Annotated in this window: 20 protein-coding genes; 6 read left to right on the forward strand and 14 right to left on the reverse strand. The window is 68.3% G+C overall.

Going from position 1 to position 21,092, the window contains the following annotated elements:
* Positions 1-313: acyl-CoA dehydrogenase family protein (locus tag GOHSU_RS10255; protein ID WP_005940870.1), on the reverse strand; the 313-nt coding region annotated here is incomplete at its 3' end.
* A 127-nt stretch (positions 314-440) separates the two neighbouring features.
* Here GOHSU_RS10255 and kstR point away from each other — a divergent pair.
* Complete coding sequence (gene kstR, locus GOHSU_RS10260; RefSeq protein WP_005940873.1) at positions 441-1,094, forward strand: cholesterol catabolism transcriptional regulator KstR; 654 nt, start codon at positions 441-443, stop codon at positions 1,092-1,094.
* 38 nt (positions 1,095-1,132) lie between these two features.
* On the opposite strand, the gene GOHSU_RS10265 is transcribed toward kstR, so the two are convergent.
* The 3 genes from GOHSU_RS10265 to GOHSU_RS10275 all read right to left on the reverse strand — a co-directional run bounded on the left by GOHSU_RS10265 (position 1,133) and on the right by GOHSU_RS10275 (position 5,961).
* Positions 1,133-2,167, reverse strand: a complete 1,035-nt coding sequence (locus GOHSU_RS10265) for an alpha/beta hydrolase (RefSeq protein ID WP_029759777.1) — start codon at positions 2,165-2,167, stop codon at positions 1,133-1,135.
* A gap of 143 nt (positions 2,168-2,310) precedes the next feature.
* Positions 2,311-3,240 carry a hypothetical protein gene (locus GOHSU_RS10270; RefSeq protein WP_005940878.1) on the reverse strand — a complete coding sequence of 310 codons (930 nt, stop codon included), beginning with the start codon at positions 3,238-3,240 and terminating at the stop codon, positions 2,311-2,313.
* 180 nt (positions 3,241-3,420) lie between these two features.
* Positions 3,421-5,961, reverse strand: a complete 2,541-nt coding sequence (locus GOHSU_RS10275; protein ID WP_005940880.1) for an ATP-dependent Clp protease ATP-binding subunit — start codon at positions 5,959-5,961, stop codon at positions 3,421-3,423.
* Between the two features lie 239 nt (positions 5,962-6,200).
* Here GOHSU_RS10275 and GOHSU_RS10280 point away from each other — a divergent pair, with 239 nt between their 5' ends.
* Complete coding sequence (locus GOHSU_RS10280; protein ID WP_005940883.1) at positions 6,201-7,502, forward strand: outer membrane protein assembly factor BamB family protein; 1,302 nt, start codon at positions 6,201-6,203, stop codon at positions 7,500-7,502.
* 195 nt (positions 7,503-7,697) lie between these two features.
* Here GOHSU_RS10280 and GOHSU_RS10285 read toward each other — a convergent pair whose 3' ends face one another.
* From GOHSU_RS10285 to GOHSU_RS10300, 4 genes are read right to left on the reverse strand one after another with little or no spacing between them, the layout of a single operon-like run.
* The gene (locus GOHSU_RS10285; protein ID WP_005940887.1) at positions 7,698-8,975 is read right to left on the reverse strand and encodes a M18 family aminopeptidase; all 1,278 of its coding nucleotides are present in this window, start codon (positions 8,973-8,975) and stop codon (positions 7,698-7,700) included.
* Positions 8,976-8,997: 22 nt separating this feature from the next.
* Positions 8,998-9,678, reverse strand: coding sequence for a phosphoribosylformylglycinamidine synthase subunit PurQ (purQ, locus tag GOHSU_RS10290; protein WP_005940890.1), 681 nt, complete (start codon positions 9,676-9,678; stop codon positions 8,998-9,000).
* A gap of 3 nt (positions 9,679-9,681) precedes the next feature.
* On the reverse strand, positions 9,682-9,921 hold the full coding sequence (gene purS, locus GOHSU_RS10295; protein WP_024332555.1) for a phosphoribosylformylglycinamidine synthase subunit PurS: 240 nt from the start codon (positions 9,919-9,921) through the stop codon (positions 9,682-9,684).
* A gap of 34 nt (positions 9,922-9,955) precedes the next feature.
* Positions 9,956-10,444, reverse strand: coding sequence for a glutathione peroxidase (locus GOHSU_RS10300; RefSeq protein ID WP_005940896.1), 489 nt, complete (start codon positions 10,442-10,444; stop codon positions 9,956-9,958).
* Positions 10,445-10,527: 83 nt separating this feature from the next.
* On the opposite strand from GOHSU_RS10300, the gene GOHSU_RS10305 reads away from it, so the two are divergent.
* Together GOHSU_RS10305 and GOHSU_RS10310 are read left to right on the forward strand one after the other, a co-directional pair.
* Positions 10,528-10,995, forward strand: a complete 468-nt coding sequence (locus GOHSU_RS10305) for a MarR family winged helix-turn-helix transcriptional regulator (protein WP_005940899.1) — start codon at positions 10,528-10,530, stop codon at positions 10,993-10,995.
* A 76-nt stretch (positions 10,996-11,071) separates the two neighbouring features.
* On the forward strand, positions 11,072-12,631 hold the full coding sequence (locus GOHSU_RS10310) for a DHA2 family efflux MFS transporter permease subunit (protein WP_005940903.1): 1,560 nt from the start codon (positions 11,072-11,074) through the stop codon (positions 12,629-12,631).
* 10 nt (positions 12,632-12,641) lie between these two features.
* Here GOHSU_RS10310 and GOHSU_RS10315 read toward each other — a convergent pair whose 3' ends face one another.
* Positions 12,642-13,427 carry an alpha/beta fold hydrolase gene (locus GOHSU_RS10315; RefSeq protein ID WP_005940906.1) on the reverse strand — a complete coding sequence of 262 codons (786 nt, stop codon included), beginning with the start codon at positions 13,425-13,427 and terminating at the stop codon, positions 12,642-12,644.
* A 180-nt stretch (positions 13,428-13,607) separates the two neighbouring features.
* Between GOHSU_RS10315 and GOHSU_RS10320 the strand changes: the two genes are divergently transcribed.
* The gene (locus GOHSU_RS10320) at positions 13,608-13,913 is read left to right on the forward strand and encodes an antibiotic biosynthesis monooxygenase family protein (protein ID WP_005940909.1); all 306 of its coding nucleotides are present in this window, start codon (positions 13,608-13,610) and stop codon (positions 13,911-13,913) included.
* Positions 13,914-13,982: 69 nt separating this feature from the next.
* The gene (locus GOHSU_RS10325) at positions 13,983-15,443 is read left to right on the forward strand and encodes an aldehyde dehydrogenase (RefSeq protein WP_005940912.1); all 1,461 of its coding nucleotides are present in this window, start codon (positions 13,983-13,985) and stop codon (positions 15,441-15,443) included.
* A 55-nt stretch (positions 15,444-15,498) separates the two neighbouring features.
* Here GOHSU_RS10325 and GOHSU_RS10330 read toward each other — a convergent pair whose 3' ends face one another.
* Genes GOHSU_RS10330 through GOHSU_RS10350 form a run of 5 tightly spaced genes read right to left on the reverse strand, consistent with a single transcriptional unit; the run spans position 15,499 to position 21,092 of the window.
* Positions 15,499-16,128 carry a hypothetical protein gene (locus GOHSU_RS10330; RefSeq protein ID WP_005940915.1) on the reverse strand — a complete coding sequence of 210 codons (630 nt, stop codon included), beginning with the start codon at positions 16,126-16,128 and terminating at the stop codon, positions 15,499-15,501.
* A complete protein-coding gene (locus GOHSU_RS10335) occupies positions 16,125-17,090 on the reverse strand; it encodes an Rv1363c family protein (protein WP_005940918.1) in 966 nt (321 codons plus the stop codon). The genes GOHSU_RS10330 and GOHSU_RS10335 overlap by 4 nt, the downstream gene beginning before the upstream one ends.
* Positions 17,054-18,475: an MCE family protein gene (locus GOHSU_RS10340; protein ID WP_005940921.1), complete on the reverse strand. Its 1,422-nt coding sequence runs from the start codon at positions 18,473-18,475 to the stop codon at positions 17,054-17,056. The genes GOHSU_RS10335 and GOHSU_RS10340 overlap by 37 nt, the downstream gene beginning before the upstream one ends.
* On the reverse strand, positions 18,475-19,791 hold the full coding sequence (locus GOHSU_RS10345; RefSeq protein ID WP_005940923.1) for an MlaD family protein: 1,317 nt from the start codon (positions 19,789-19,791) through the stop codon (positions 18,475-18,477). The genes GOHSU_RS10340 and GOHSU_RS10345 overlap by 1 nt, the downstream gene beginning before the upstream one ends.
* Positions 19,791-21,092, reverse strand: a complete 1,302-nt coding sequence (locus GOHSU_RS10350; protein ID WP_005940925.1) for an MCE family protein — start codon at positions 21,090-21,092, stop codon at positions 19,791-19,793. The genes GOHSU_RS10345 and GOHSU_RS10350 overlap by 1 nt, the downstream gene beginning before the upstream one ends.

The raw sequence follows: 21,092 nt of genomic DNA on the forward strand, positions 1-21,092 counted from the left end.
CCAGCGGCGAACCCTGCCGGGCCAGGGCGGCGGCCGCCGCGGCCGAGGCACCCAGCGGCCCGGGGACCAGTTCGGCGCCGCAGGCGGCCAGAATCGCGGCGGTGTCGCCGAACGTCCCGCCCGCGCCACCGGCCGCCTCGTCGACCCCCGCGGCGAAGACCCCGAACTCGGCGAGCTCCCCCCACAGGGGACGCCAGGAGGCCGCGCCGGTGTCGATATCGGACCGGACCAGCTCGCGCACTCGGCGGGCGGCGGCCCACCCGGCGAGAGCGGTGGCGATGGCTTGCTGCTCGTTCGAGGTGGTGATTGTCACCTGTGTTCCTCCGCGTTGGGCTTGTGGACGTCAAGTAGAACTTGTTCTACTGAGGTTAGGGTGTACACCATCGCACCGAGAGTCACCACCCGGTTACTCCCGCAGCGGAGAGTTAGGACGCAATCGCATGACCGCTTCCGGACCGTCCCAGACCGAGTCGACGCCGGCACCGCCCGCGGTGACGCCCACCTCCGGCGCCGAGGTAGGCTCGGCGGCGCAGCGTGAGCGCCGCCGCCGGATCCTGGACGCCACCTTGTCGCTGGCCTCCAAGGGCGGCTACGACGCCGTCCAGATGCGCACCGTCGCCGATAAGGCCGAGGTGGCCGTCGGCACCCTGTACCGCTATTTCCCGTCCAAGGTGCATCTACTGGTCACCGCGTTGGCCCGTGAGTTCGAGCGGGTGGAGGGGAAGGTCGACCGCACCCAGTTGCCCGGGGACACCGGAATCGAGCGGCTCAGCAGCGTCCTGGACATGATCACCTTCGCGATGCAGCGCGACCCGCTGCTCACCGAGGCCATGACGCGCGCCTTCATGTTCGCCGATGCCTCGGCGGCCGGTGAGGTCGAACGCGTCGCGGTGACCATCGACCGCCTGCTGGCCGGGGCGATGCTCGATCCGGACGATCCCGATGCCGAGCCGACCGAACACGAGCTCGCGGTGGCCCGGGTGATCTCCGACGTCTGGATGTCGAACCTGGTGCAGTGGCTGACCCGTCGCGCCTCGGCCACCGATGTGACCAACCGGATGGCGCAGACCGTCCGGCTGCTGCTCGACCGGTAACGGCACTTCCCCGCCACGCTCGGACCGACGGGCACCGATCAGCGCCGGTTCAGGTCCTTCTCGATATCGGGCCAGGTGGTGTGCAGATCGCGCTGCCAGTACTCCCACGAGTGGGTGCCGGCCGGGCGGGTGATGACCGTGGTGTCGACCTTCTCCCGGGCCAACGCCTCCCGCATCTGCTGGGTGCAGGCGTACACGCTGGCTTCGATGGCCCCACCGAGCAGGATCTGGTCGGCCAGCACCGCCGGATCACCGTCGATCAGCCGGGCGCCGAGGGTGTCGTATTCGCCGGGCAGACCGGTGCCGGTGGTCAGATAAACCTTGGTGCCGCGCAGTTTGGCTGCGTTCAGATAGGGGTCGTTGGCGCGCCAGCCGGGCCCGTCGACCGGACCCCACATATTGGTGATGTCACCGCGGCCGCGGTCTTCGACCACGGTGCGGATGTAGGCCTGGCCGAGCGGATCACTGGTGCGGGCGCAACCGCTGTAGGCGGCAGCGGACCGGTAGAGGTCGGGAGCGGCGATCGCCAGGTTCAGCACCGAGGTCCCGGCCATCGAGATGCCGGCGATCGCATTGGCCCCGGTGGTCTTCAGGCTCTCATCCAGCAGCGGCGGCAGCTCCTCGGTGAGGAAGGTCTGCCATTTGTTGCGGCCCAGCGTCGGATCGTCGTGCTCCCAGTCGGTGTAGTACGAGAACGCCCCGCCGATCGGCGTCACCACGTTGACGTGCTTGTCGGCGAAGAACTGCGCGTAGTCGGTCTTCTCCTGCCAGGTCGCCTCGTCTTCGCCGCCGCCGGCCCCGTTCAGCAGATAGAGCACCGGTGCTGGTCTGGCGGTATCGCGCGGGCGCAGCACGGTCAGCGGGACGTTGCGGTTCATCGCCGCCGAGTAGACGACGATGCGTTCGCTCTGCGGCCCGACCTTGTCCATCGACACGATCCGGGACGGCACGACGGCCTGCTCCGGTGCGGCGGGTGCGGCCGGCGGCTGCGAGGGGTCCGCGAGCGCGGTCCCGGGTATCGCCAGAACTACCGCCAACGCAGCGGCGACCGCTCTCCGAGCAACCGAACGCATCAGACCTCCCGCCACATGCGCAACAATATTAACAACAGTAACAGGTCGGCGGGATCGTGACGAGTGCCTTGCGGCCCGCACGATGCACGACGGCCCCCGCCCCGTACCCGGGGAGAGGGCCGTCGCGGACCGGAGAAGTCCGCTCAGCCGGGCTGGCCGGGCTGGCCGGGCTGACCGGGCTGACCGGGGAACTGCTGAGGCGGCTGACCCGGGAACTGCTGGCCCGGGTGCTGCTGGGGCGCCTGACCCGGGAACTGCTGGGGCTGACCAGGATGCTGCTGGCCGGGGAACTGCTGACCCGGGAACTGCTGCGGCTGGCCGGGGAACTGCTGGCCGTGGAACTGCTGGGGCTGACCCGGCAGCGGGCCACCGAAGCCGCTCGGCGCGGGAGTCGCGTCGTCGAACCGGCCGGGCATCGCGGTGAGCAGCACCATCGCCGCTCCGGCGATCAGCGCCAGGACGGCACCCACGACGACCAGCCAGAGTCCCGCGCCCGCGGAGAAGTCGTCGCCGCTGGTGTCAGCCTTGCTCGTGGTGACCGCGCCGATCGGATCGGCGATGAAGACCATCGAGGCGATGAAGGCGGCCACACCGCCCACCGCGGTCACGAGCGCACCGATACCCGGGTAACGGCGGATCAGCAGCAGCACCGCACCGGCCGCGACGATGACACCGAAGATGATCGTCCAGATGCCGGCGGCGGTGGTCTCGTCTTCCATCTCGCTCTCCTGCGCGGAGGTGGTTTCCGAGCCGAGCATGTCGCCGAGGCCGTCCGGGGCACCCGAGACGTCGACGCTCAAGCTCGCATTGCCCATACCGCTGACCGACGCCGACACGCTGGCGGTGATACCAAACTCCGACTCGGTCTCACTCATCGTCGCCCAGGACAGAAAGCTGCCGACGAACAGCAGAATCGCGGCGACCAGCGCGACGATGCCGGCGATCAGCCGTCGCTGGGTGGTCGGTCCGGTCGGCGCAAGCAGCGCCTGGCTCGCTCCGGGCGCGGCAGCCGGCATCGGCCCGCCGACCGGGTACGGGCCGGGCGCACCCGGATTGTTCGGTCCGAACGTCATACTTGTGAATCCCCTTGACTCGTTTGAGCGACGCAGGTCACGTCTGCGTTGAATCCTTCCACACCGCCCCGGGGCACCGAGACACCCCGCTCACCGAGACGACGAAGGCCGACCGACGACGAAGGCCGACCGCTTTCGCGGCCGGCCTTCGTCGTCAGAGGCACCAGCGGTGCCGGTGAGTCAGCTTGCGTCGCCCTCGGCGGCCTCGGCCAGTTCGGTCGGGGCGTCGGGGACCTCGCGCGGACGCTCGGATCCGGTGAAGGTGAACTTGGCGCCGTCGTCGTCGCCCTCACCGTCCCAGCCTTCGACGTCGATCAGGATGATCTGACCGGCGCCGATCTCGTTGAACAGGATCTTCTCCGAGAGCTGGTCCTCGATCTCGCGCTGGATGGTGCGCCGCAGCGGGCGGGCACCGAGCACCGGATCGAAACCGCGGCGGGCCAGCAGATTCTTGGCCTTCTCGGTCAGTTCCAGATCCATGTCCTTGGCCTTGAGCTGCTGTTCCACCCGGCCGATCATGAGGTCGACCATCTGGACGATCTCGTCCTTGTTCAGCTGGTGGAAGACGATGACGTCGTCGATACGGTTCAGGAACTCGGGGCGGAAGTGCTTCTTGAGCTCGTCGTTGACCTTGAGCTTCATCCGCTCGTAGTTCGAGCCGCTGCCGTCGTCCTTGGAGAAGCCCATGCCGACGGCCTTCGAGATGTCCCGGGTGCCCAGGTTCGAGGTGAAGATCAGCACGGTGTTCTTGAAGTCGACCGTACGACCCTGACCGTCGGTGAGCCGGCCGTCTTCCAGGACCTGCAACAGGGTGTTGTAGATCTCCGGGTGGGCCTTCTCGATCTCGTCGAACAGGACCACCGAGAACGGCTTGCGCCGCACCTTCTCGGTGAGCTGGCCGCCCTCGTCGTAGCCGACGTAACCCGGAGGGGCACCGAACAGCCGCGACGCGGTGAAGCGGTCGTGGAACTCGCCCATATCGATCTGGATGAGCGCGTCGTCCTCGCCGAACAGGAAGTTGGCCAGGGCCTTGGACAGCTCGGTCTTACCGACACCGGACGGGCCGGCGAAGATGAACGAGCCCGACGGACGCTTGGGGTCCTTCAGACCGGCGCGGGTGCGGCGGATCGCCCGGGAGACGGCCTTGACCGCATCCTCCTGGCCGATGATCCGCTTGTGCAGCTCCTCCTCCATGCGGAGCAGACGCGTGGTCTCCTCCTCGGTGAGCTTGAACACCGGGATGCCGGTCCAGTTACCCAGAACCTCGGCGATCTCCTCGTCGTCGACCTCGGCCACGACATCCATGTCTCCGGCGCGCCACTGCTTCTCGCGCTCGGTGCGCTCGGAGATCAGCTGCTTCTCCTTATCGCGCAGGCTCGCGGCCTTCTCGAAGTCCTGCGCGTCGATCGCGGACTCCTTCTCCTTGCGCGCGTCGGCGATGCGGTCGTCGAACTCGCGCAGGTCTGGCGGCGCGGTCATCCGGCGGATGCGCATGCGTGCGCCCGCCTCGTCGATCAGGTCGATCGCCTTGTCCGGCAGGAACCGGTCGTTGATGTAGCGGTCGGCCAGGGTCGCCGCAGCTGCCAGGGCCCCATCGCTGATGGAGACCTTGTGGTGCTGCTCGTACCGGTCGCGCAGACCCTTGAGGATCTCGATGGTGTGCTCCACCGACGGCTCACCGACCTGCACCGGCTGGAAGCGCCGCTCCAGGGCGGCGTCCTTCTCGATGTACTTGCGGTACTCGTCGAGCGTGGTGGCACCGATGGTCTGCAGCTCACCGCGAGCCAGCTTCGGCTTGAGGATACTGGCGGCATCGATGGCGCCCTCGGCGGCACCGGCACCGACCAGCTGGTGCAGCTCGTCGATGAACAGGATGATGTCGCCGCGGGTGTTGATCTCCTTGAGCACCTTCTTCAGGCGCTCCTCGAAGTCACCGCGGTACCGGCTGCCGGCCACCAGCGAACCCAGGTCCAGGGTGTAGAGCTGCTTGTCCTTGAGCGTCTCGGGGACGTTCCCGGCCACGATGGCCTGTGCCAGCCCCTCGACGACGGCGGTCTTACCGACGCCGGGCTCGCCGATGAGCACCGGGTTGTTCTTGGTGCGGCGGCTCAGCACCTGCATGACCCGCTCGATCTCCTTCTCGCGCCCGATCACCGGGTCGAGCTTGCTCTCGGCGGCGGCCGCGGTCAGGTTGCGGCCGAACTGGTCGAGCACCAGCGAGGTGGACGGCGTCCCCGAATCCGAGGAACGACCACCGGTGCCGGCGGTCTCGGGTTCCTTGCCCTGGTAGCCGGACAGCAGCTGGATCACCTGCTGGCGCACGCTGTTCAGGTCGGCGCCCAGCTTCACCAGGACCTGGGCGGCCACGCCCTCGCCCTCGCGGATCAGGCCCAGCAGGATGTGCTCGGTGCCGATGTAGTTGTGGCCCAGCTGCAGCGCCTCGCGCAGGCTCAGCTCGAGCACCTTCTTGGCGCGCGGGGTGAACGGGATGTGCCCGGACGGTGCCTGCTGGCCCTGTCCGATGATCTCCTCGACCTGGCTCCGGACGGCCTCCAAAGAGATGCCCAGCGACTCCAGCGCCTTGGCGGCGACACCCTCGCCCTCGTGGATCAGACCCAGCAGGATGTGCTCGGTGCCGATGTAGTTGTGATTGAGCATCCGCGCTTCTTCTTGCGCCAGGACGACGACCCGGCGCGCGCGGTCGGTGAACCGTTCGAACATTGTTCTCCTTGTGTTGCTGGCCCCGGCAGCGAGCCATCTGCCTCCACTGTAGTGGTCGTCACCTCTGCTGCCACGGCGTAGGTGTACTGCGGTCGTAGTAGCTGCTCGCTTCGGGGGTCTGCCGGTGTCAACGCTGCACGCCGGAACTATGTTCCCGGCGCCGTACGCCCTGAGCGAACGTCAGTGTTCCCTCCCCGCTGCGGTCCGCCTGCCACGGTCTGCATGCCACACTGAACGCCATGTCGCGCTCGGATCATTCCCCGCATCGCCGGATCCCGGGAATCGCTGCGGTCGGTGTCGTCGGCGCACTGCTGCTGGCCGTGGTCGCCGGTGCCGTCATGTGGGGCCGTCCCGGACCGGACTACGCCGCCGCGGTCGGTGCGCTGCGCGACTATTCGGCAGCCCCCGATGTGGCCTGGTCCATCGACGACACCGTGCTGCCCGACTACGAGGGCACCGGCCCGGTCGCGATCGCCGACCAGCGCGGGCACGATTGGCTGCTGACCTACCCGTCGGGCCTCGGCCGCGCCGTGCTCCTGCTGGACGGGCGCACCGGCGAGCCCCGCTGGCCGGCGCCGGTGCAGGCGGGACTGGGCAGTTGCGCCATCGGCGCCGGGAGCACCGTCGCATGCGCGGTCAAACTCGGCGATCTGCCCGACGGCTTCTATCTGATCGACGACGACGGCGGCGCCTCCCCGGCCGGGCCGCTGGACGATACGGTCACCGTGACCGCTGTCGGCGGCGACTTCCTCCGGATCGACCAGAGTGGTCTGCGGATGAGCCTACGCAGCCAGAGCGGCCGGGTGCGCTGGGAACGGCAGTTCGATGCCGCGGCGACCCCGCGAATGGTCGACGGTCTGCTCACCGTCGCCACCGCCGACGGCCGTTCCTATGTCCTGAACCCGACTTCGGGAACCGATATGCTCGCCTGCGCCCAATGCGACCTGCGGGTGTACCCCACCGGTGTCCTGGCGGTCTACACCGCACCCGGTGAGCAGCGAGTGGAGGTCTTCCCCCGCTCGCGCTCGGGGAAGAAGGTCGCCGGTGAACCGGTGCGGACGGCCGCCAGCATGGCCGTCGTACCCGGTCCGTCGACTCTGCCGGTGCTGACCGGAGTGGGCGCCGACCAGGTCCTGGCCGCGGCCGGCCGGTTCGAGATCGTCGATCCGGCCACCGGCGAGGGCCTGTGGACCATCGCCGATCCCGAGCTGTCCAAGTCCCACGCCCGCCCCTGCGGGACGCTGGTGACGTTCGCGATGAAGGACCGCTCCCGCCGCTTCTTCGACCTGGCCGGCGGCACCGGACTGGGTACCCTGCCGCCCCCGGCTATCGGCGATCCCGGCGCCAACCTCGACGTCCTGCGATGCGTCGGATCCACCGGTGACATCGCCGTGTTCGCCGGTGGCGACAAGCTGACCGCCTTCGACGCCGTCGGCGGGGAGCCGCTCTGGGACTACGACATCGCCGGTCCGGTGCTGGTGGTCGACGGCTACCTGGCACTGATCCAGGGCAGCGAACTGATCGTGCTGCAGCCGCGCTGATCCCCCTGGCCACCGGAACCACGGCGATCGGCGCCCGACCGGGCCGGGCCTGGGTCCGAGCCTGGGCCGGGGCCTGGGCCGAGACGCATGTCGCGACTCATCGGCGCATGTCGCGGTCTCGGTGCCACCGCGACATGCACACGAGGGTCGCGACACGCCGGGCGGAGACTCGGCCGCCGGTCGCGGAGGCGCCGGTCAGGCGGGGGCAGACAGGAAGGCCTGCAGCGCCGCCGAGTACATCGGGACGTCGGCGGCCCCCATCAGCTCGCGCGCGCTGTGCATGGCCAGCTGCGGCGCACCCACATCGACCGTCCGCAGGCCGGTGCGCGCCGCGGTCAGCGGACCGATGGTGCTGCCGCAGGGCAGGTCGGCGCGATGTACATACCGCTGCAGCGGAACCCCGGCCCGCCGGCAGGCAAGCGCGAATTCGGCCTCACCGGTGGCGTCGGAGGCGTAACGCAGGTTCTGGTTCACCTTCAGGACGGGTCCGCCGTCGACGGCGATCTGGTGTCCGGGTTCGTGGCGGTCGGCGTAGTTCGGGTGGGTGGCGTGGGCCATGTCCCCGGAGACGTGGAAACTGGCGGCCATCGTCGCGAAGAAGTCCTCGCGGCTGCCGCCCAGGCCGGCGACGAGCCGTTCGCACACGGTGATCAGGAAGTCCGACGAGGCCCCGCGCTCCGAACCCGATCCGACCTCTTCGTGATCGAACAGCGCCAGCATCGGCACCTGCGCCGACGGCTGGGCGTCCAGCAGCGCCGCCAGCCCCGCATAGCAGGTGCCCTGGTTGTCCAGTCGCGGCGCACTGAGCAGCGCACCATCGGCCCCGATCAGCCGGGACGGCGTCAGATCATGCGTCATCAGCTCCCAGCCCAGGACGGCCCCCGGCGCCAGTCCCGCCCGCTGGGCGACCCACTCGATGAGCGGTTCGGCCTCGCCGATGCCGCGGATCGCGTCGACGTGGCGTTGCGGATCCAGCTGCACACCCTTGCGGTCCGCGGACAGGTGGATCGCCAGCTGCGGGACGCGCAGCACCGGCTCGTCGATCACGATCAGCGCGTGAGCCACGGTGCCGTCGTCGTCGTAGGCCAGGCGGCCCGACAGACCCAGGTCGCGGTCGAGCCAGGAGTTCAGCCAGGCGCCGCCGTAGGGTTCCAGGGCCACGGTCGACCAGCCGGCGGACTGCCGGTCCGGATGCTGTTTGACGCGCAGATTCGGGCTGTCGGTGTGGCCGCCGACGATCCGCAACGGCACCGGCGCATCGCGGTCATCGGCGTTCCAGGCGATCAGGGAGCCGCCGCGCAGCACGTACCGGCGGCCGGCGACGGCACCGTCGCCCCACGAATCGGTTTCGCGCAGGCACCGGTAGCCGGCGGCCTCGAGCCGGGCGGCGACGGTCGCGCACACGTGGAACGGCGACGGTGAGGCGTCGATGAAGGCGCCCAGGCCTTCGGCGGTCGCGGAGGTGGCGATCATCGTCGTACCCGATCGTCGACGATCAGACGCTCGCGAGCACCGAATCGATAGCCGAGTAGAACAGCCCCAGACCGTCGTCGCTGGGGCCGGTCAGGGCCTCGATCGCGTGCTCGGGATGCGGCATCAGGCCGACGATCCGGCCGGTCTCGTTGCTGATCCCGGCGATGTCGAGCTGGCTGCCGTTCGGGTTGTCACCGGCATAGGTGAAGACGATGCGGCCTTCGCCCTGCAGTTCCTCAAGTTTGCGCTCGGAGGCCACATAGCGGCCCTCCCCCGACTTGAGTGGGATCAGGATCTCGGCACCGGTCTCGTAGCGGGTGGTCCACGCGGTCTGGTTGTTCTCCACGCGCAGCCACTGATCGCGGCAGACGAAGTGCAGGCCTTCGTTGCGGGTCAGGGCGCCGGGCAGCAGGCCGGCTTCGCAGAGGATCTGGAAACCGTTGCAGATACCCAGCACGGGCATGCCCTTGCCGGCGGCACCGATCACCTCGTCCATGACCGGCGCGAACTTGGCGATCGCGCCGCAACGCAGGTAGTCGCCGTAGCTGAATCCGCCCGGCACGATGACCGCGTCGACCCCCTTGAGGTCGGCGTCGCCGTGCCAGAGACTGACGGCTTCGGCACCGGCCTGCCGCACGGCACGGGCCGCGTCGACGTCGTCAAGGGTTCCGGGGAAGGTGATGACTCCGATACGTGCGGTCATCGGTCAGTCCGCCACGCGGTGGACGGCGAAATTCTCGATCACCGTGTTGGTCAGCAGCTCTTCGGCGATGCGCTCAAGAGCGGCGTCGTCGACGGTGTCGTCGACCTCCAGCTCGAACCGCTTGCCCTGCCGGACATCGGCCACACCGGCGAATCCCAGGCGCCCGAGCGCTCCGACGATGGCCTGACCCTGCGGATCCAGGATTTCGGCCTTGGGCATCACATCAACGACTACTCGCGCCATGACGTTCACTCTACCGGTAGAGCGGCACGGCCGATCAGAGGGCGGCCTCGATCGCGGCCAGCACCTCCGGCGCGTCCGGCTCGGTGCGGGGCCGGAACCGGGCCTGCACCCGTCCGTCGGCGCCGACCAGGAACTTCTCGAAATTCCAGGTGATGTCACCGGCCTGCCCGTCCGCGTCGGGGAACTCGGTCAGCGCCGCATACAGCGGCGCCCGGTCGGGCCCGTTGACGTCGATCTTCTCCAGCAGCGGGAAGGTGACCCCGTAGGTCACCGAACAGAACGTCGCGATCTCCTCGGGCGTCCCCGGCTCCTGCCCCATGAACTGATTGCACGGCACACCCAGCACGGTCAGGCCGGGGTAGTTCTGCGCCAGCTGCTCCAGGGCGGTGTACTGCGGCGTCAATCCGCACTTGGAGGCGACGTTGACGATCAGCAGCGGGCCGTCGAAGTCACGCAACGCCAACGGCGAGCCGTCCAGGGCGCGGACCGGAATGTCTTTGATGTCCGAAGAGTTCTGCGTCATGGTTCTCAGCCTAGGCCGCGGGTGACGAAGGTCACCAGTAGTTGTGTTGCAGCAATAGTTGCGTCTGCGTAACCATTGCGGGCGTGCCTGCCACCGACCATGCCCTCGATGCCACCGCCGCCGACCTGGCGACGTTCATCGACCGCCTGCTCTGCGCGGCACATGCGACCACCGGCGACTCGCTCGCCGGCGTCGAACTGTCGACCTCCCAGGTGCGCATGCTCTTTCTCCTGCTGCGCAACCCCGAGGCCAGTGCGGTGAACGAGGTGGCCGACGGGATCGGCCTGTCCATCGCCGCCGCCGGACGGGCTGCCGACAGGCTGGTCGCCGCCGGCCTCGTCGACCGGCGGGAGGACCCGCACGATCGCCGGATGAAGCGTTTGTCACTGACCGCAGACGGCCATCACCTGCTCGAGACCCATTTCCAGGTGCACGCCTCGGCGGTGGCCGATCTCCTCGCCGTCATGCCCGACGATGTGCGCGATCGCCTGCATCACGGGATCACTGCGGCGATGGATTACCTGCCGCCCCGGCCGGGCAGCGTCCGCTGACCGCCGGCCGGCCCCGCATCGCGGCGGCCCCGCCCCCACCAGACCTTCCGACCACCCTCCCGACCGAAGGAACCCCATGACACAAGCCACTCCGGCGACCGGCCCCGAGGCCGCGCCCGACAAGCTCACCCGCGACGTCCTGGTGATCGCCGGCGTCGTCGTTCTCGGCGCCATCATGTCGATCCTGGACGTGACCGTGGTCGCGGTCGCCCAGGTCGACTTCATGCTCGACTTCGACGTCTCCAACCCGGCGACGGTCGCCTGGACCATGACCGGCTACACCCTGGCCCTGGCCGCGGTGATCCCGACGGCAGGCTGGGCCGCCTCCCGGTTCGGCACCCGCAACGTCTACCTGGTGTCGCTGGTGCTGTTCCTGCTGGGCTCGCTGCTGTGTGCACTGGCCGACAGCATCGGCATGCTGGTGGCCTTCCGCATGATCCAGGGCCTGGGCGGCGGTCTGCTGATGCCCATCGGCATGATGATCATGACCCGGGCGGCCGGCCCCGAACGGGTCGGTTCGGTGATGGCCGTTCTCGGCATCCCGATGCTGCTGGGCCCGATCGCCGGCCCCATCCTGGGCGGCTGGCTGATCGACATCGCCTCCTGGCACTGGATCTTCCTGATCAACATTCCGCTGGGCCTGATCGCCATGGTCTACGCCTGGATGGTGCTGCCGCGCGGCGATAATGCGCCGGGCCGCAAACTCGATGTGGTGGGTCTGCTGCTGCTGTCGCCGGGTCTGGCGATGTTCCTGTTCGGCGTCTCCTCCTCCGCGGAGAAGGGCACCTTCAACAACCCCCAGGTGTACGGCTTCATGATCGCCGGCGGCTTGCTGATCGCGGCCTTCATCGCCTGGGCGCTGCGCGGGCGGGTCAGTGCCCCGCTGCTGGATCTGCGGCTGTTCGCCAACCGCACGCTGACCGTCTCGGTCATCACCCTGGTCTTCTTCGCCATCGCCTTCTTCGGCGCCGGCCTGCTCTACCCGCAGTACTTCCAGCTGGTGGGCGGACAGTCGCCGATGGCGGCCGGTCTGCTGCTGGCCCCGCAGGGTCTTGGAGCCATGCTGACCATGCCGATCGCCGGCAAGCTCACCGACAAGATGGGCCCGGGCCTGTTTGTGCTGGGCGGTCTGGTGCTGATCCTGATCGGCGTGTCGATCTTCACCACCGTCGGCGCCGAACCGAACTACGTCCTGCTGTGCAGTGCCCTGTTCGTGCAGGGTCTGGGCATGGGCATGACCATGATGCCGATCATGTCCTCGGCGCTGGCCTCGTTGCGGGGTCCGCAGGTGGCCGACGGTTCGACGATGCTCAACGCGATCCAGCAGACGGCCGCCTCGATCGGCACCGCGGTGATCACCGTGATCTTCACCGGCCTGCTGCTGGGCACCACCCGCCAGACGCTGGTGGCCGCCAGCTCCGATATCCCGGGTATGCCCAAGCCGCCCGCCGAGCTGGTGCAAGCCGCCCAGATCGATGCCGCCAACGGCTTCGGCACCACGTTCATCGTGGCCGCGGCCCTGGTCGCCTGCTGCTTCATCCCGGCGTTCTTCCTGCCTCGCACCAAGGTCGCCGGCGGCGTCGCCGAAGAAGGCGTCGACCTGGACGGCGGTTCCGCCCCGGTCATCGCCCACTGACCGGAGCCGGCTACGGCCGGATCTTCGACAAGAACGCTTCGACGGCGCCCCGGTAGATCTCCGGGGCGTCGTCGTGCACCAGGTGCCCGGCGCCGCGGACCAGCAGGTGTTCGGCCGCCGGATTACGCCGGGCCATCTGCTCCATCTGGCCGGGCGGGGTGACGGTGTATTCGGCCTCGATCAGCAACGACGGCGCCGTCACCGCTTCCCACTGTCCCCAGAAGTCCCGCGATCCCCACTCCTCGGCCAGCGCCGCCCAGACCGGGATCCGGCCGTGCAGGCACCCGTCGTCGAGGGCCTCGTAGAAGTAGCGGCCGGCCACCGGCCCGAAGTACTCGACAGCCTGATCCAGGTCGGTGAAGCGCTGCGGCCACTGGGCGAACCACGGCTGCCAGGTTCCGGTGGTGCGCCCCCGGAAATCCGGGGCCATATCCTCCACGACCAGCGCCGAGACCAGCTCCGGATATTCCGCGGCGGTGCACCAGGCGTGCAGACCGCCCATCGAATGACCGATCAGCACCGCCGGACCGCGGTCGATCCAGGTCAGGATCTCGGCGACATCGGCGACGAACCGCTCGGTCGACAGCTCCGCGGCGGTGGGTTCGCCCACCGCATCGGCCCCCTGGTGGAAGGCCGCGTCGAAGGTGAAGACGCGCCCGTAGCGGCGAAGCCACGGGATCTGCCGGCACCAGGTACGGCCCCGCCCCATCAGCCCGTGCAGCAGCACGATCGCACCGCGGTCGTCGGCGATCTGGTCGGCGGCACCGTGGTCGAGCAACCCGGCTGTGGCGTTCACGAGTAGCCACCTTAGCGTCCGCGGCCGGGCACAACCGTCACCGGCGCACCCGACCGTCGCCGAATCGGGCGATCGGTGACACCTGTGCACATCCGTGCCGGTTGTGCGTGACGGTTATGCATGCCGAGATTCTGCCCACGCCCGCAGAATCCCGCCGGTGCGCTCCGTAAGCTCGGGGGCATGAGCATTGTGAAGATCAACGCGATCCATGTCCCGCAGGGCCAGGGCCCTGAACTCGAGAAGCGCTTCGCCGCGCGCGCCGGCGTCGTCGACAAGGCGGCCGGTTTCCTGGGCTTCCAGCTGCTGCGCCCGACCAAGGGCGACGACCGCTACTTCGTGGTGACCCAGTGGGCCGATGAGCAGAGCTACGACGCCTGGGCCAACGGCGATGCGCGGGCCGCCCACAAGAGCGACCGCAAGCCGGTGGCCACCGGTGCGGACCTGCTGGAGTTCGAGGTGGTCGTCGACGTCAAGCCGGCGAGCTGAGCAGAGAGCTCCCCACGGAATAGAACGTGTTCTAGTATCGGGTGAACGATCACGAACGCAGGAGCACGCATGTCCCAGGTCACCGCAATCCACACCGATCAGCTGTACATCGGCGGACGCTGGGTGGCGCCGCACAGCGGTGACCGCCTGGAGGTCTTCTCACCGGCCACCGGCGAACTGATCGGCAGCGTCCCCTCGGCCGATGCGGCCGACGTCGACGCCGCGGTCACCGCCGCGCGGGAGGCGTTCGATTCGGGCGAGTGGCGCAACACCCCGCCCGCCGAACGTGCGGCGGTGCTGCGGCGTGCCGCCGAGCTGATCAATGAGCGCGGCGGACAGATCGGTGCGCTGATCTCGGCCGAGATGGGCGCGACCCCCGCCGATGTGGCGACCCTGCAGCAGTTGCCGGGTACCGGCGTGCTCGCCGGTTATGCCGATGCCGCCGACACGTATCCGTGGGAGGAGAAGCGCACCGGCATTTTCGGCGAGACCCTGGTGGTGCGCGAGCCCGTCGGTGTGGTCGGGGCGATCACCGCCTGGAATGTGCCGCTGTTCCTGCTGTGCAACAAGTTCGGTCCGGCCTTGGCAGCCGGGTGTTCGGTGGTGCTCAAACCCGCGCCGGAAACCCCGCTCAACGCCAACCTGCTCGCCGAACTGTTCACCGAAGCGGGTGTGCCCGAAGGGGTCATCTCGGTGGTGCCCGGCGGTGTGGAGACCGGCCGGGCGCTGGTGGATCACCCGGGCGTGGACAAAATCACCTTCACCGGCTCGACCGCGGCCGGCCGGGCGATCGCCGCCCGCTGCGGTGAGACCCTCAAACGCTGCACCCTGGAGCTGGGCGGCAAATCGGCGGCCATCGTGCTCGACGACGTCGATATCGCCGCAGCCGCCCCCATGCTGGTCTTCTCCGGCATGCTCAATGCCGGCCAGGCCTGTGTCGCCCAGACCCGCGTGCTGGTCCCCCGCTCGCGGCACGACGAGATCGTGCAGGCCATGGTCGATGTGGCCGCCACCTTCACCCCCGGGCTGCCGTCGGATCCGGAGACCAAGATCGGTCCGCTGATCACCTCGGCGCAGCATGACAAGGTGACCGACTACATCGAGCGCGGCAAGGCCGACGGGGCCACCGCCGTCCTGGAGGTGGCCGGTCCGCGGGTCGGCACCGAACAGTGGGTCGGCCCGACCATCTTCACCGGCGTCACCAACGACATGACGATCGCGCGCGAAGAGATCTTCGGCCCGGTGGTCAGCGTGATCGCCTACGACGACGTCGACGAGGCCATCGCCATCGCCAACGACTCCGACTACGGACTGGCCGGTTCGGTGTGGACCGCCGACATCGCCCGCGGCGTCGACATCGCCAAGCAGATCCGTACCGGCACCATGGGCATCAACTGGTACGCCATCGACCCGGCCTCACCGTTCGGCGGCTACAAGGGGTCCGGTATCGGACGGGAGAACGGCCGCGAGGGCCTGGAGTCGTACCTGGAGCACAAGTCGATCCTCATGCCGATGGGCTACTCCAGCTGACAGCCGGTGCAGCGACCGGCCGGGCACCCGGTTCGGTCGCTCACCGGCCGGTCGATCACCCGGCCGGGATCTGTTCTGCCGGTGGCGCCGACTCGGCCGCCGGACCGCTGCTGCCGGCCGGTGGCGAGACCGGGATCGACTGGCGCGGACCGCTGTCGCCCTCGCCCGGGCCCTCCACCGCTTCGCGCAGGGTCTCGTCGTCGATCATCTGCGCATCGTTGACCAGCCAGGTGTCGCCTCGGCGTTCCATCCCGTAGACGATGCGCGCCGGGGTCACCTGGATGTCTTCGGTGGTGGCGCGCGAGGCCGACTGGTTGATGAACAGCAGGACCCGGGCGGTGGTGCGGGTGTTCTCGATGACCCCCGACCCCTGGTCGGTCACCGTCGCCACGATCTGCTGCTGCTTCACCGATTCGGCGATGCGATGGGTGACGACGTTCTCCTCGTACTCCTTCTTCGCCTGCCCGGTCAGATGGGTCATCATGAAGGTGATGTTGTCGGAGATGGTCTCCGGGTTCCAGGCGTACATCTTCTGCGCGTACAGTCGCGCGGCGTCCAGTGCACTGGTGCGGGCCTGCTCCTGCGCGCGGGCCTGTCCGTAGAGCACGCCGAGCACCCCCGTCGCCACCAGGACCAGCACCACCAGGGCAGCGAAGAGCGCCGCGATCAGTTTGCGTGCTTTCACCAGACGAACTCCAGATCGGTCGCCTTCAGCTCATCGTTGATCCTGGTCATCCCGACCAGGAAGCGGAACGTCTGATACAGCGGTTCCTGCTGACCGTCCTTGGTGCGACTCTCCCAGCCGATCACCATCAAGACGGTCCCCTGCTTCTCGGTGGCCTCGCTGACCGCTTCGGTCAGCACCGTGGTCTTGGTGACCGCATCGGCCTGGCGGATCATTTCCGAGACCTGCTTCATGTTCTCTTTGAACACCTGCTGAGCCCGGCCGCTGGTCTTCTCCAGGGCCAGCTCGTACATCGCGTCCGCGTTCTCGGCATCCAGGGTGGTCATCTGCACCACCACCTGGCGGGCGAAGGCGGTGTACTCGGCGCGCAGATCACGCTCGTTGTGCAGCCGGACCAGTCCCACCGACAGCAGGATCGAGCCGACCAGACCGGCGATCAGCAGCACCGCGCCCGCCGCGAAGGCCAAGGCCCGCATCGACCTGCTACCCGTGCTGCGCGCGGGCGCGGCTTCGGCGGCGGTACGACGGCGACTGGCGGCCAGGCGGCGGTCGCGGTACGACACCGCATCGGCTTCGCTGATCACCACTTCGAGTGTCTCGTCGGCCGCAGCGTCGGCGCCTGCAGGAGCCTCGGGCGCCGCCGGCGATCCGCTGTCGACGGCCACGCCACGGTCGCTACCCGAGTCACGGTCGGTGCTCGAGTCGGTGCCGGCCGGAGAATCGGGACCGGCAGCACCCGCCGACGGCGGCCGGACCGACTTGCGCCGGCCCCGCCGCCCCAGCGGGCTGGTCTTGACCACCGAGACCGCGGCCGGCCGCGTCTGGTCCACGCCGTCGTTCTGGTCTGCGTCGTTCTGGTCTGCGTCGTTCTGGTCTGCGCCGTTCTGGTCTGCGTCGTTCTGGTCTGCGGAATGCTCGTCTGGATTCAGGACTGCACCGTCTTCGTGATCAGGTCGTACCATTGCGTCTTCTTCTTGTCCGCCTGCTTACCCAGTCCGGCATTGTAGATATTGCCGTCCGGACCGATGAAATCGCCGGTCTCCGGATCGTACGTCGTGGCGTAGGTGGCGGGCGTCGGGTCATGGGTCGTCGGGCTCCCCGGCACCAGGTGCCCGGCCGGCTGTTTGGGCAGGTTGGTGCCCGGCAGACCGTTCGGGAAGGCGACGTTATCGCGCGGGGACTGCTGGAAGCCGGTGGCGCACTCGGCCGGGGTCGGCGCCCGGCGGCCCGGGTATTCCACACACGGGAAGTTACGGGCGCCGCGGACCGAGGACTGCGCGTCCTGCGGCAGGCGGCACAGCACACCCGGCGGCACATCCTGCGGGGTCTGCTCGCTGGGAAAACGCCATTGGGAGTCTGGCATAAAGCCCACCGTGCAGGTCGGCGGGTCCTGGAAACCCAGGGTGAAGTTCACGTTCGGCCCGTAGGCGTTGGTGCCGTTGTTGATCGCAGTGATCAGCACCGCCAGTGTGCGCGGGTACAGCACGATGGTCTGCCGCAGGTTCGGCAGGTACACCGCCATGGTGCGCGCATCGACGCTCAGGTTGGAGATGGCCTGCGGGAAGGTGGTGCTCACATCGTTGAACAGCTTCTCCGCCGAACTCGCCGTCCCGGGTCCGCGCTGCAGGATGCCGGTGATATCGCTCTTGTGCGCCCGCAGCTGATCGGTCACCGTCGTCAAATCACGGGTCCAGTTCCGGATGTCGTCGGCCGTCCGGTTCTGGGTAGCCAGGATCGGGCCCGCCTCTTCGACCAGCGCATTGACCGTGTCGACGTTCTTGTCGAACTCCCCGACGAACAGGATCATCGAATCCAGCAGCCGTTGCAGCGCCGGACCGGTGCCATTGAAGGCCAAGAAGGCCTCGTCCATCACCTGGCGCAACTGCGTGTCGTTGACCGCGTCCAGCAGCGCATCGGCCTGATCGAGCATGGAGGAGATCTCCACCGGCATATCGGTCACCTCGACGGTGGCGCCGTTGTGCAGATTGCCGCCGCCCGGCCCGGTCGGCGTGAATTCGACGAACTGTTCACCGATGGCCGAGACACTGCGCACCACCGCGGTGGAGTTCGCCGGGATCGTCGCCGAAGAGTTGATGGTCAACTCGGCGCCGACCCCGTCGGAGGTCAGCCACATACCGGTCACCTTGCCGACGTCGACACCCCGGAAGCTGACGTTGGCGTTCTTGTACAGCCCGCCCGAGGCCGGCATCTGCAGGGTGACGCGGTAGCTGCCGATGCCCATCATCTGCGGGATCCGGATGTAGAACACGGCCATCGCGACGATCGCGATCACCGTCACGATCGAGAAGATGAGCAACTGTCCACGGACGAACGACGTGATCTTCATCAGTTCCCTCCGCGTGTGGTCGTGGCCGGTTTCTTCGGCTGGCTCTTCTGGCTCTTCTGGGGCTGACTCTTCTGGGTGCCGGCGCCCGGCTTCTTCGGCGCCGGTGCGGCCTGCGGCCGGTTCCAGTCCGGCAGGAACGGTGCGATCAGCGGATCGGCGGACTTGCGGGCATTGCCGGCCGCCGCCCCGAGTAGCCCTTCGGGCCCGGTCAGCGCCAGCGAGGTCATCATCGTCTCGTTGATCCGGTCGAAGGTCAGGTCCAGCACCAGATCCGAGTTCACGTAGTCGCCCTTGACCACGGTGCCGATACTCTCCTGAATGAATGGGAAGGTCAGCAGGATCCGCAGCGAGTTCATCAAAGCCGGACCGGTGTTGGCCAGCTGGTCCATCAGCGCCCGCATATTCGGAGCGATCACCCGGAAGTCGTCGCCGTTGCGCCGCAGGATCTCGTTCGCCGTCGACGACAGGTCTCCGACCCGGCCCAGCGCCGTGACCAGGTTCTGCTCCTGATCCTTCAGCAGCTGCAGGATCTGGGGGCCCGAGGCCAGGGCGCGCTGCACCGTGGAACTCTGGGCGTTGATCGACGCCGAGAGACGGTCGAGTCCCTCCGTCGCGGCGATGATGTTCCCGGTCTGCTTCTCCAGGTCGGTCACCAGGGTGTTCAACCGCGGGATCAGGGACGACAGTTCCTCGCCCCGGCCGCCGAAGGCCGTGCTCAGCTCGTCGACGACCTCACCCATCTGCGACAGTCCGCCGCCGTTGAGGACCACCGACAGGGAACTGAGGACCTGCTCGGTGGTCGGATAGCGGCACGGATCCACAGTCTGGGCGAGGTTGATGTCGGGGACCGGCTTGCCCTGCGGCTGGGCCAGGTTCGTCTGTTCCGGGCAGTCGGGCAGGGCCAGCGCTCCGCCGGGTTCGACGAAGGCACCGGTGGGCTCGGCCGGCGGCACCAGTGCCAGGTGCGAGGATCCCAGCACGCTGGTCATGCCGATCATGGCGTGCGACCCCTTGGGGACTTTGACGTCGCCGTTGAGCCGGATGGTGATCTCGGCCGCCCAGTCGTCGACGCTGACCCGGCCGACACTGCCGACCGTGGAGTCGTACATCATCACCCGGGCGTTGCGGACCAGACCGGCCGCCGACGGGATCCGCGCAGTGATCTCATAGGAGCCTTCGCCGGTGCCCTGGGCACCGAAGGCGGCCACATTGGAGACCAGCCCCTCACCGCCGCACGCCGACAGCGGCAGCACCAGGGCCACGGCGGCGGTCAGCGCGGTCAGTCCACGTACGGTGCGGCGCGCGATCCCTCTCATCAGTTCCCCCCGAACGGCAGCAGCATGCGGAGCATGGGGTCGGCCGGGACCGGCTTGGTGCTGGCGATATCACGTTCGCGCACACCGGCCTGGGCCCGTTCCTTGACGCTCTGGTTCTGGTAGGTGATCTGGTTCTGCGTCGCGGTGCGGCCCACCAGCGGGTTGGCCATGAACGGCGGGAAGTTGACGGCGATTCCGCTGATGATCGGGGCCAGCAGGTCGACGCACTTCTCCACATCGGCCTCGGTGTCCATCGGCCGTTCGGTCGATGACATCGACCCGCAGATCAGGGTGATCAGGTTGTTGCCCATACCCAGTCCGAAGACTCCGTCGAGCGAACCGGTCAGCGGGTTGTAGATGTTGTAGAAGTTGGCCAGCTGGTTCGGTGCCGAATGCAGCAGCCCGCGCAGCCCTTCGTCGTTGCGTTTGAGGGTCTCGGTGAACGGCACCATCTTGGCCACGGTCTGGCTCATCGTCTCGTTGTTGGCGTCGAGGAAGCCGCGCAGTTCGGCCAGCGCCTCGTCCAGGTTCTCCATCGCATCGCCGAGTTCGTCTTCGCTTTCGGCCAGCACACTGCTGACCGAGGCGATGCGCCCGTTGAACTGCACCAGCTGCTGATGGTTCTGCGAGAGCAGTCCGGTCAGCTTCTGCAGGCTCTTGACGGTGGCGAACAGGTCGTCCCGGTTCTCGGCGAGGGTGCCCAGCACCGTCGACATCTCGGTGATCGACTTGGCCATGGCGGCTCCGGTGCCGTCCAGGTTCTCGGCGAAGACGTCGATGGTGCGGGCGGCGGTGCCCTCGTCCACCTGACCGCCGGCCAGCGCCTGTGGTCCCAGCACATCGCTGAGCTCGTCGAGCTGCTTTTTCACGTCGTCCCATTCCATCGGGATCGCGGTGCGTTCCATCGGGATGTCGGTGTTGTTCTCGGTGATCTTGGGCCCAGAGGTGTACGACGGGGTCAGCTGAATGAACCGTCCCGAGACCAGCGACTGGGCGACGATCACCGCCCGCGCATCGGATGGAATCGGGACATCGGAGTCCACCCGCATCACCACGCGCACATCGCTGTGCCGCGGTTCGATACTCGAGACCTTGCCGACGTTCACGCCGATCACTTTGACCGGATCGCCGCCGTACAGCCCGGTGACCGACGGGAAGTACGCGGTGATGGTCCGCGTCGTGGCCTTCTGATAGCCGAACCACGCGAGCATCACCACCAGCACGGCCACCAGCAGGGCGGCCATCACGGCGATGACCCGCTTCGGGAACGACATTCTGCCGAAAGCAGCGGAGACACCCAT

Origin of the sequence: Gordonia hirsuta DSM 44140 = NBRC 16056, assembly GCF_000333015.1 — a bacterium.
Taxonomy (GTDB): Bacteria; Actinomycetota; Actinomycetes; order Mycobacteriales; family Mycobacteriaceae; genus Gordonia; species Gordonia hirsuta.

Coding starts and splice junctions, on each gene's coding strand:
- GOHSU_RS10300 (WP_005940896.1), bottom strand. CDS start 10,444: ATGACGCAGAACTCTTCGGACATCAAAGACATTCCGGTCCGCGCCCTG.
- GOHSU_RS10310 (WP_005940903.1), top strand. CDS start 11,072: ATGACACAAGCCACTCCGGCGACCGGCCCCGAGGCCGCGCCCGACAAG.
- GOHSU_RS10325 (WP_005940912.1), top strand. CDS start 13,983: ATGTCCCAGGTCACCGCAATCCACACCGATCAGCTGTACATCGGCGGA.
- GOHSU_RS10270 (WP_005940878.1), bottom strand. CDS start 3,240: ATGACGTTCGGACCGAACAATCCGGGTGCGCCCGGCCCGTACCCGGTC.
- GOHSU_RS10265 (WP_029759777.1), bottom strand. CDS start 2,167: ATGCGTTCGGTTGCTCGGAGAGCGGTCGCCGCTGCGTTGGCGGTAGTT.
- GOHSU_RS10335 (WP_005940918.1), bottom strand. CDS start 17,090: ATGGTACGACCTGATCACGAAGACGGTGCAGTCCTGAATCCAGACGAG.
- GOHSU_RS10280 (WP_005940883.1), top strand. CDS start 6,201: ATGTCGCGCTCGGATCATTCCCCGCATCGCCGGATCCCGGGAATCGCT.
- purQ (WP_005940890.1), bottom strand. CDS start 9,678: ATGACCGCACGTATCGGAGTCATCACCTTCCCCGGAACCCTTGACGAC.
- kstR (WP_005940873.1), top strand. CDS start 441: ATGACCGCTTCCGGACCGTCCCAGACCGAGTCGACGCCGGCACCGCCC.
- GOHSU_RS10350 (WP_005940925.1), bottom strand. CDS start 21,092: ATGGGTGTCTCCGCTGCTTTCGGCAGAATGTCGTTCCCGAAGCGGGTC.
- GOHSU_RS10285 (WP_005940887.1), bottom strand. CDS start 8,975: ATGATCGCCACCTCCGCGACCGCCGAAGGCCTGGGCGCCTTCATCGAC.
- purS (WP_024332555.1), bottom strand. CDS start 9,921: ATGGCGCGAGTAGTCGTTGATGTGATGCCCAAGGCCGAAATCCTGGAT.
- GOHSU_RS10275 (WP_005940880.1), bottom strand. CDS start 5,961: ATGTTCGAACGGTTCACCGACCGCGCGCGCCGGGTCGTCGTCCTGGCG.
- GOHSU_RS10320 (WP_005940909.1), top strand. CDS start 13,608: ATGAGCATTGTGAAGATCAACGCGATCCATGTCCCGCAGGGCCAGGGC.
- GOHSU_RS10345 (WP_005940923.1), bottom strand. CDS start 19,791: ATGAGAGGGATCGCGCGCCGCACCGTACGTGGACTGACCGCGCTGACC.
- GOHSU_RS10340 (WP_005940921.1), bottom strand. CDS start 18,475: ATGAAGATCACGTCGTTCGTCCGTGGACAGTTGCTCATCTTCTCGATC.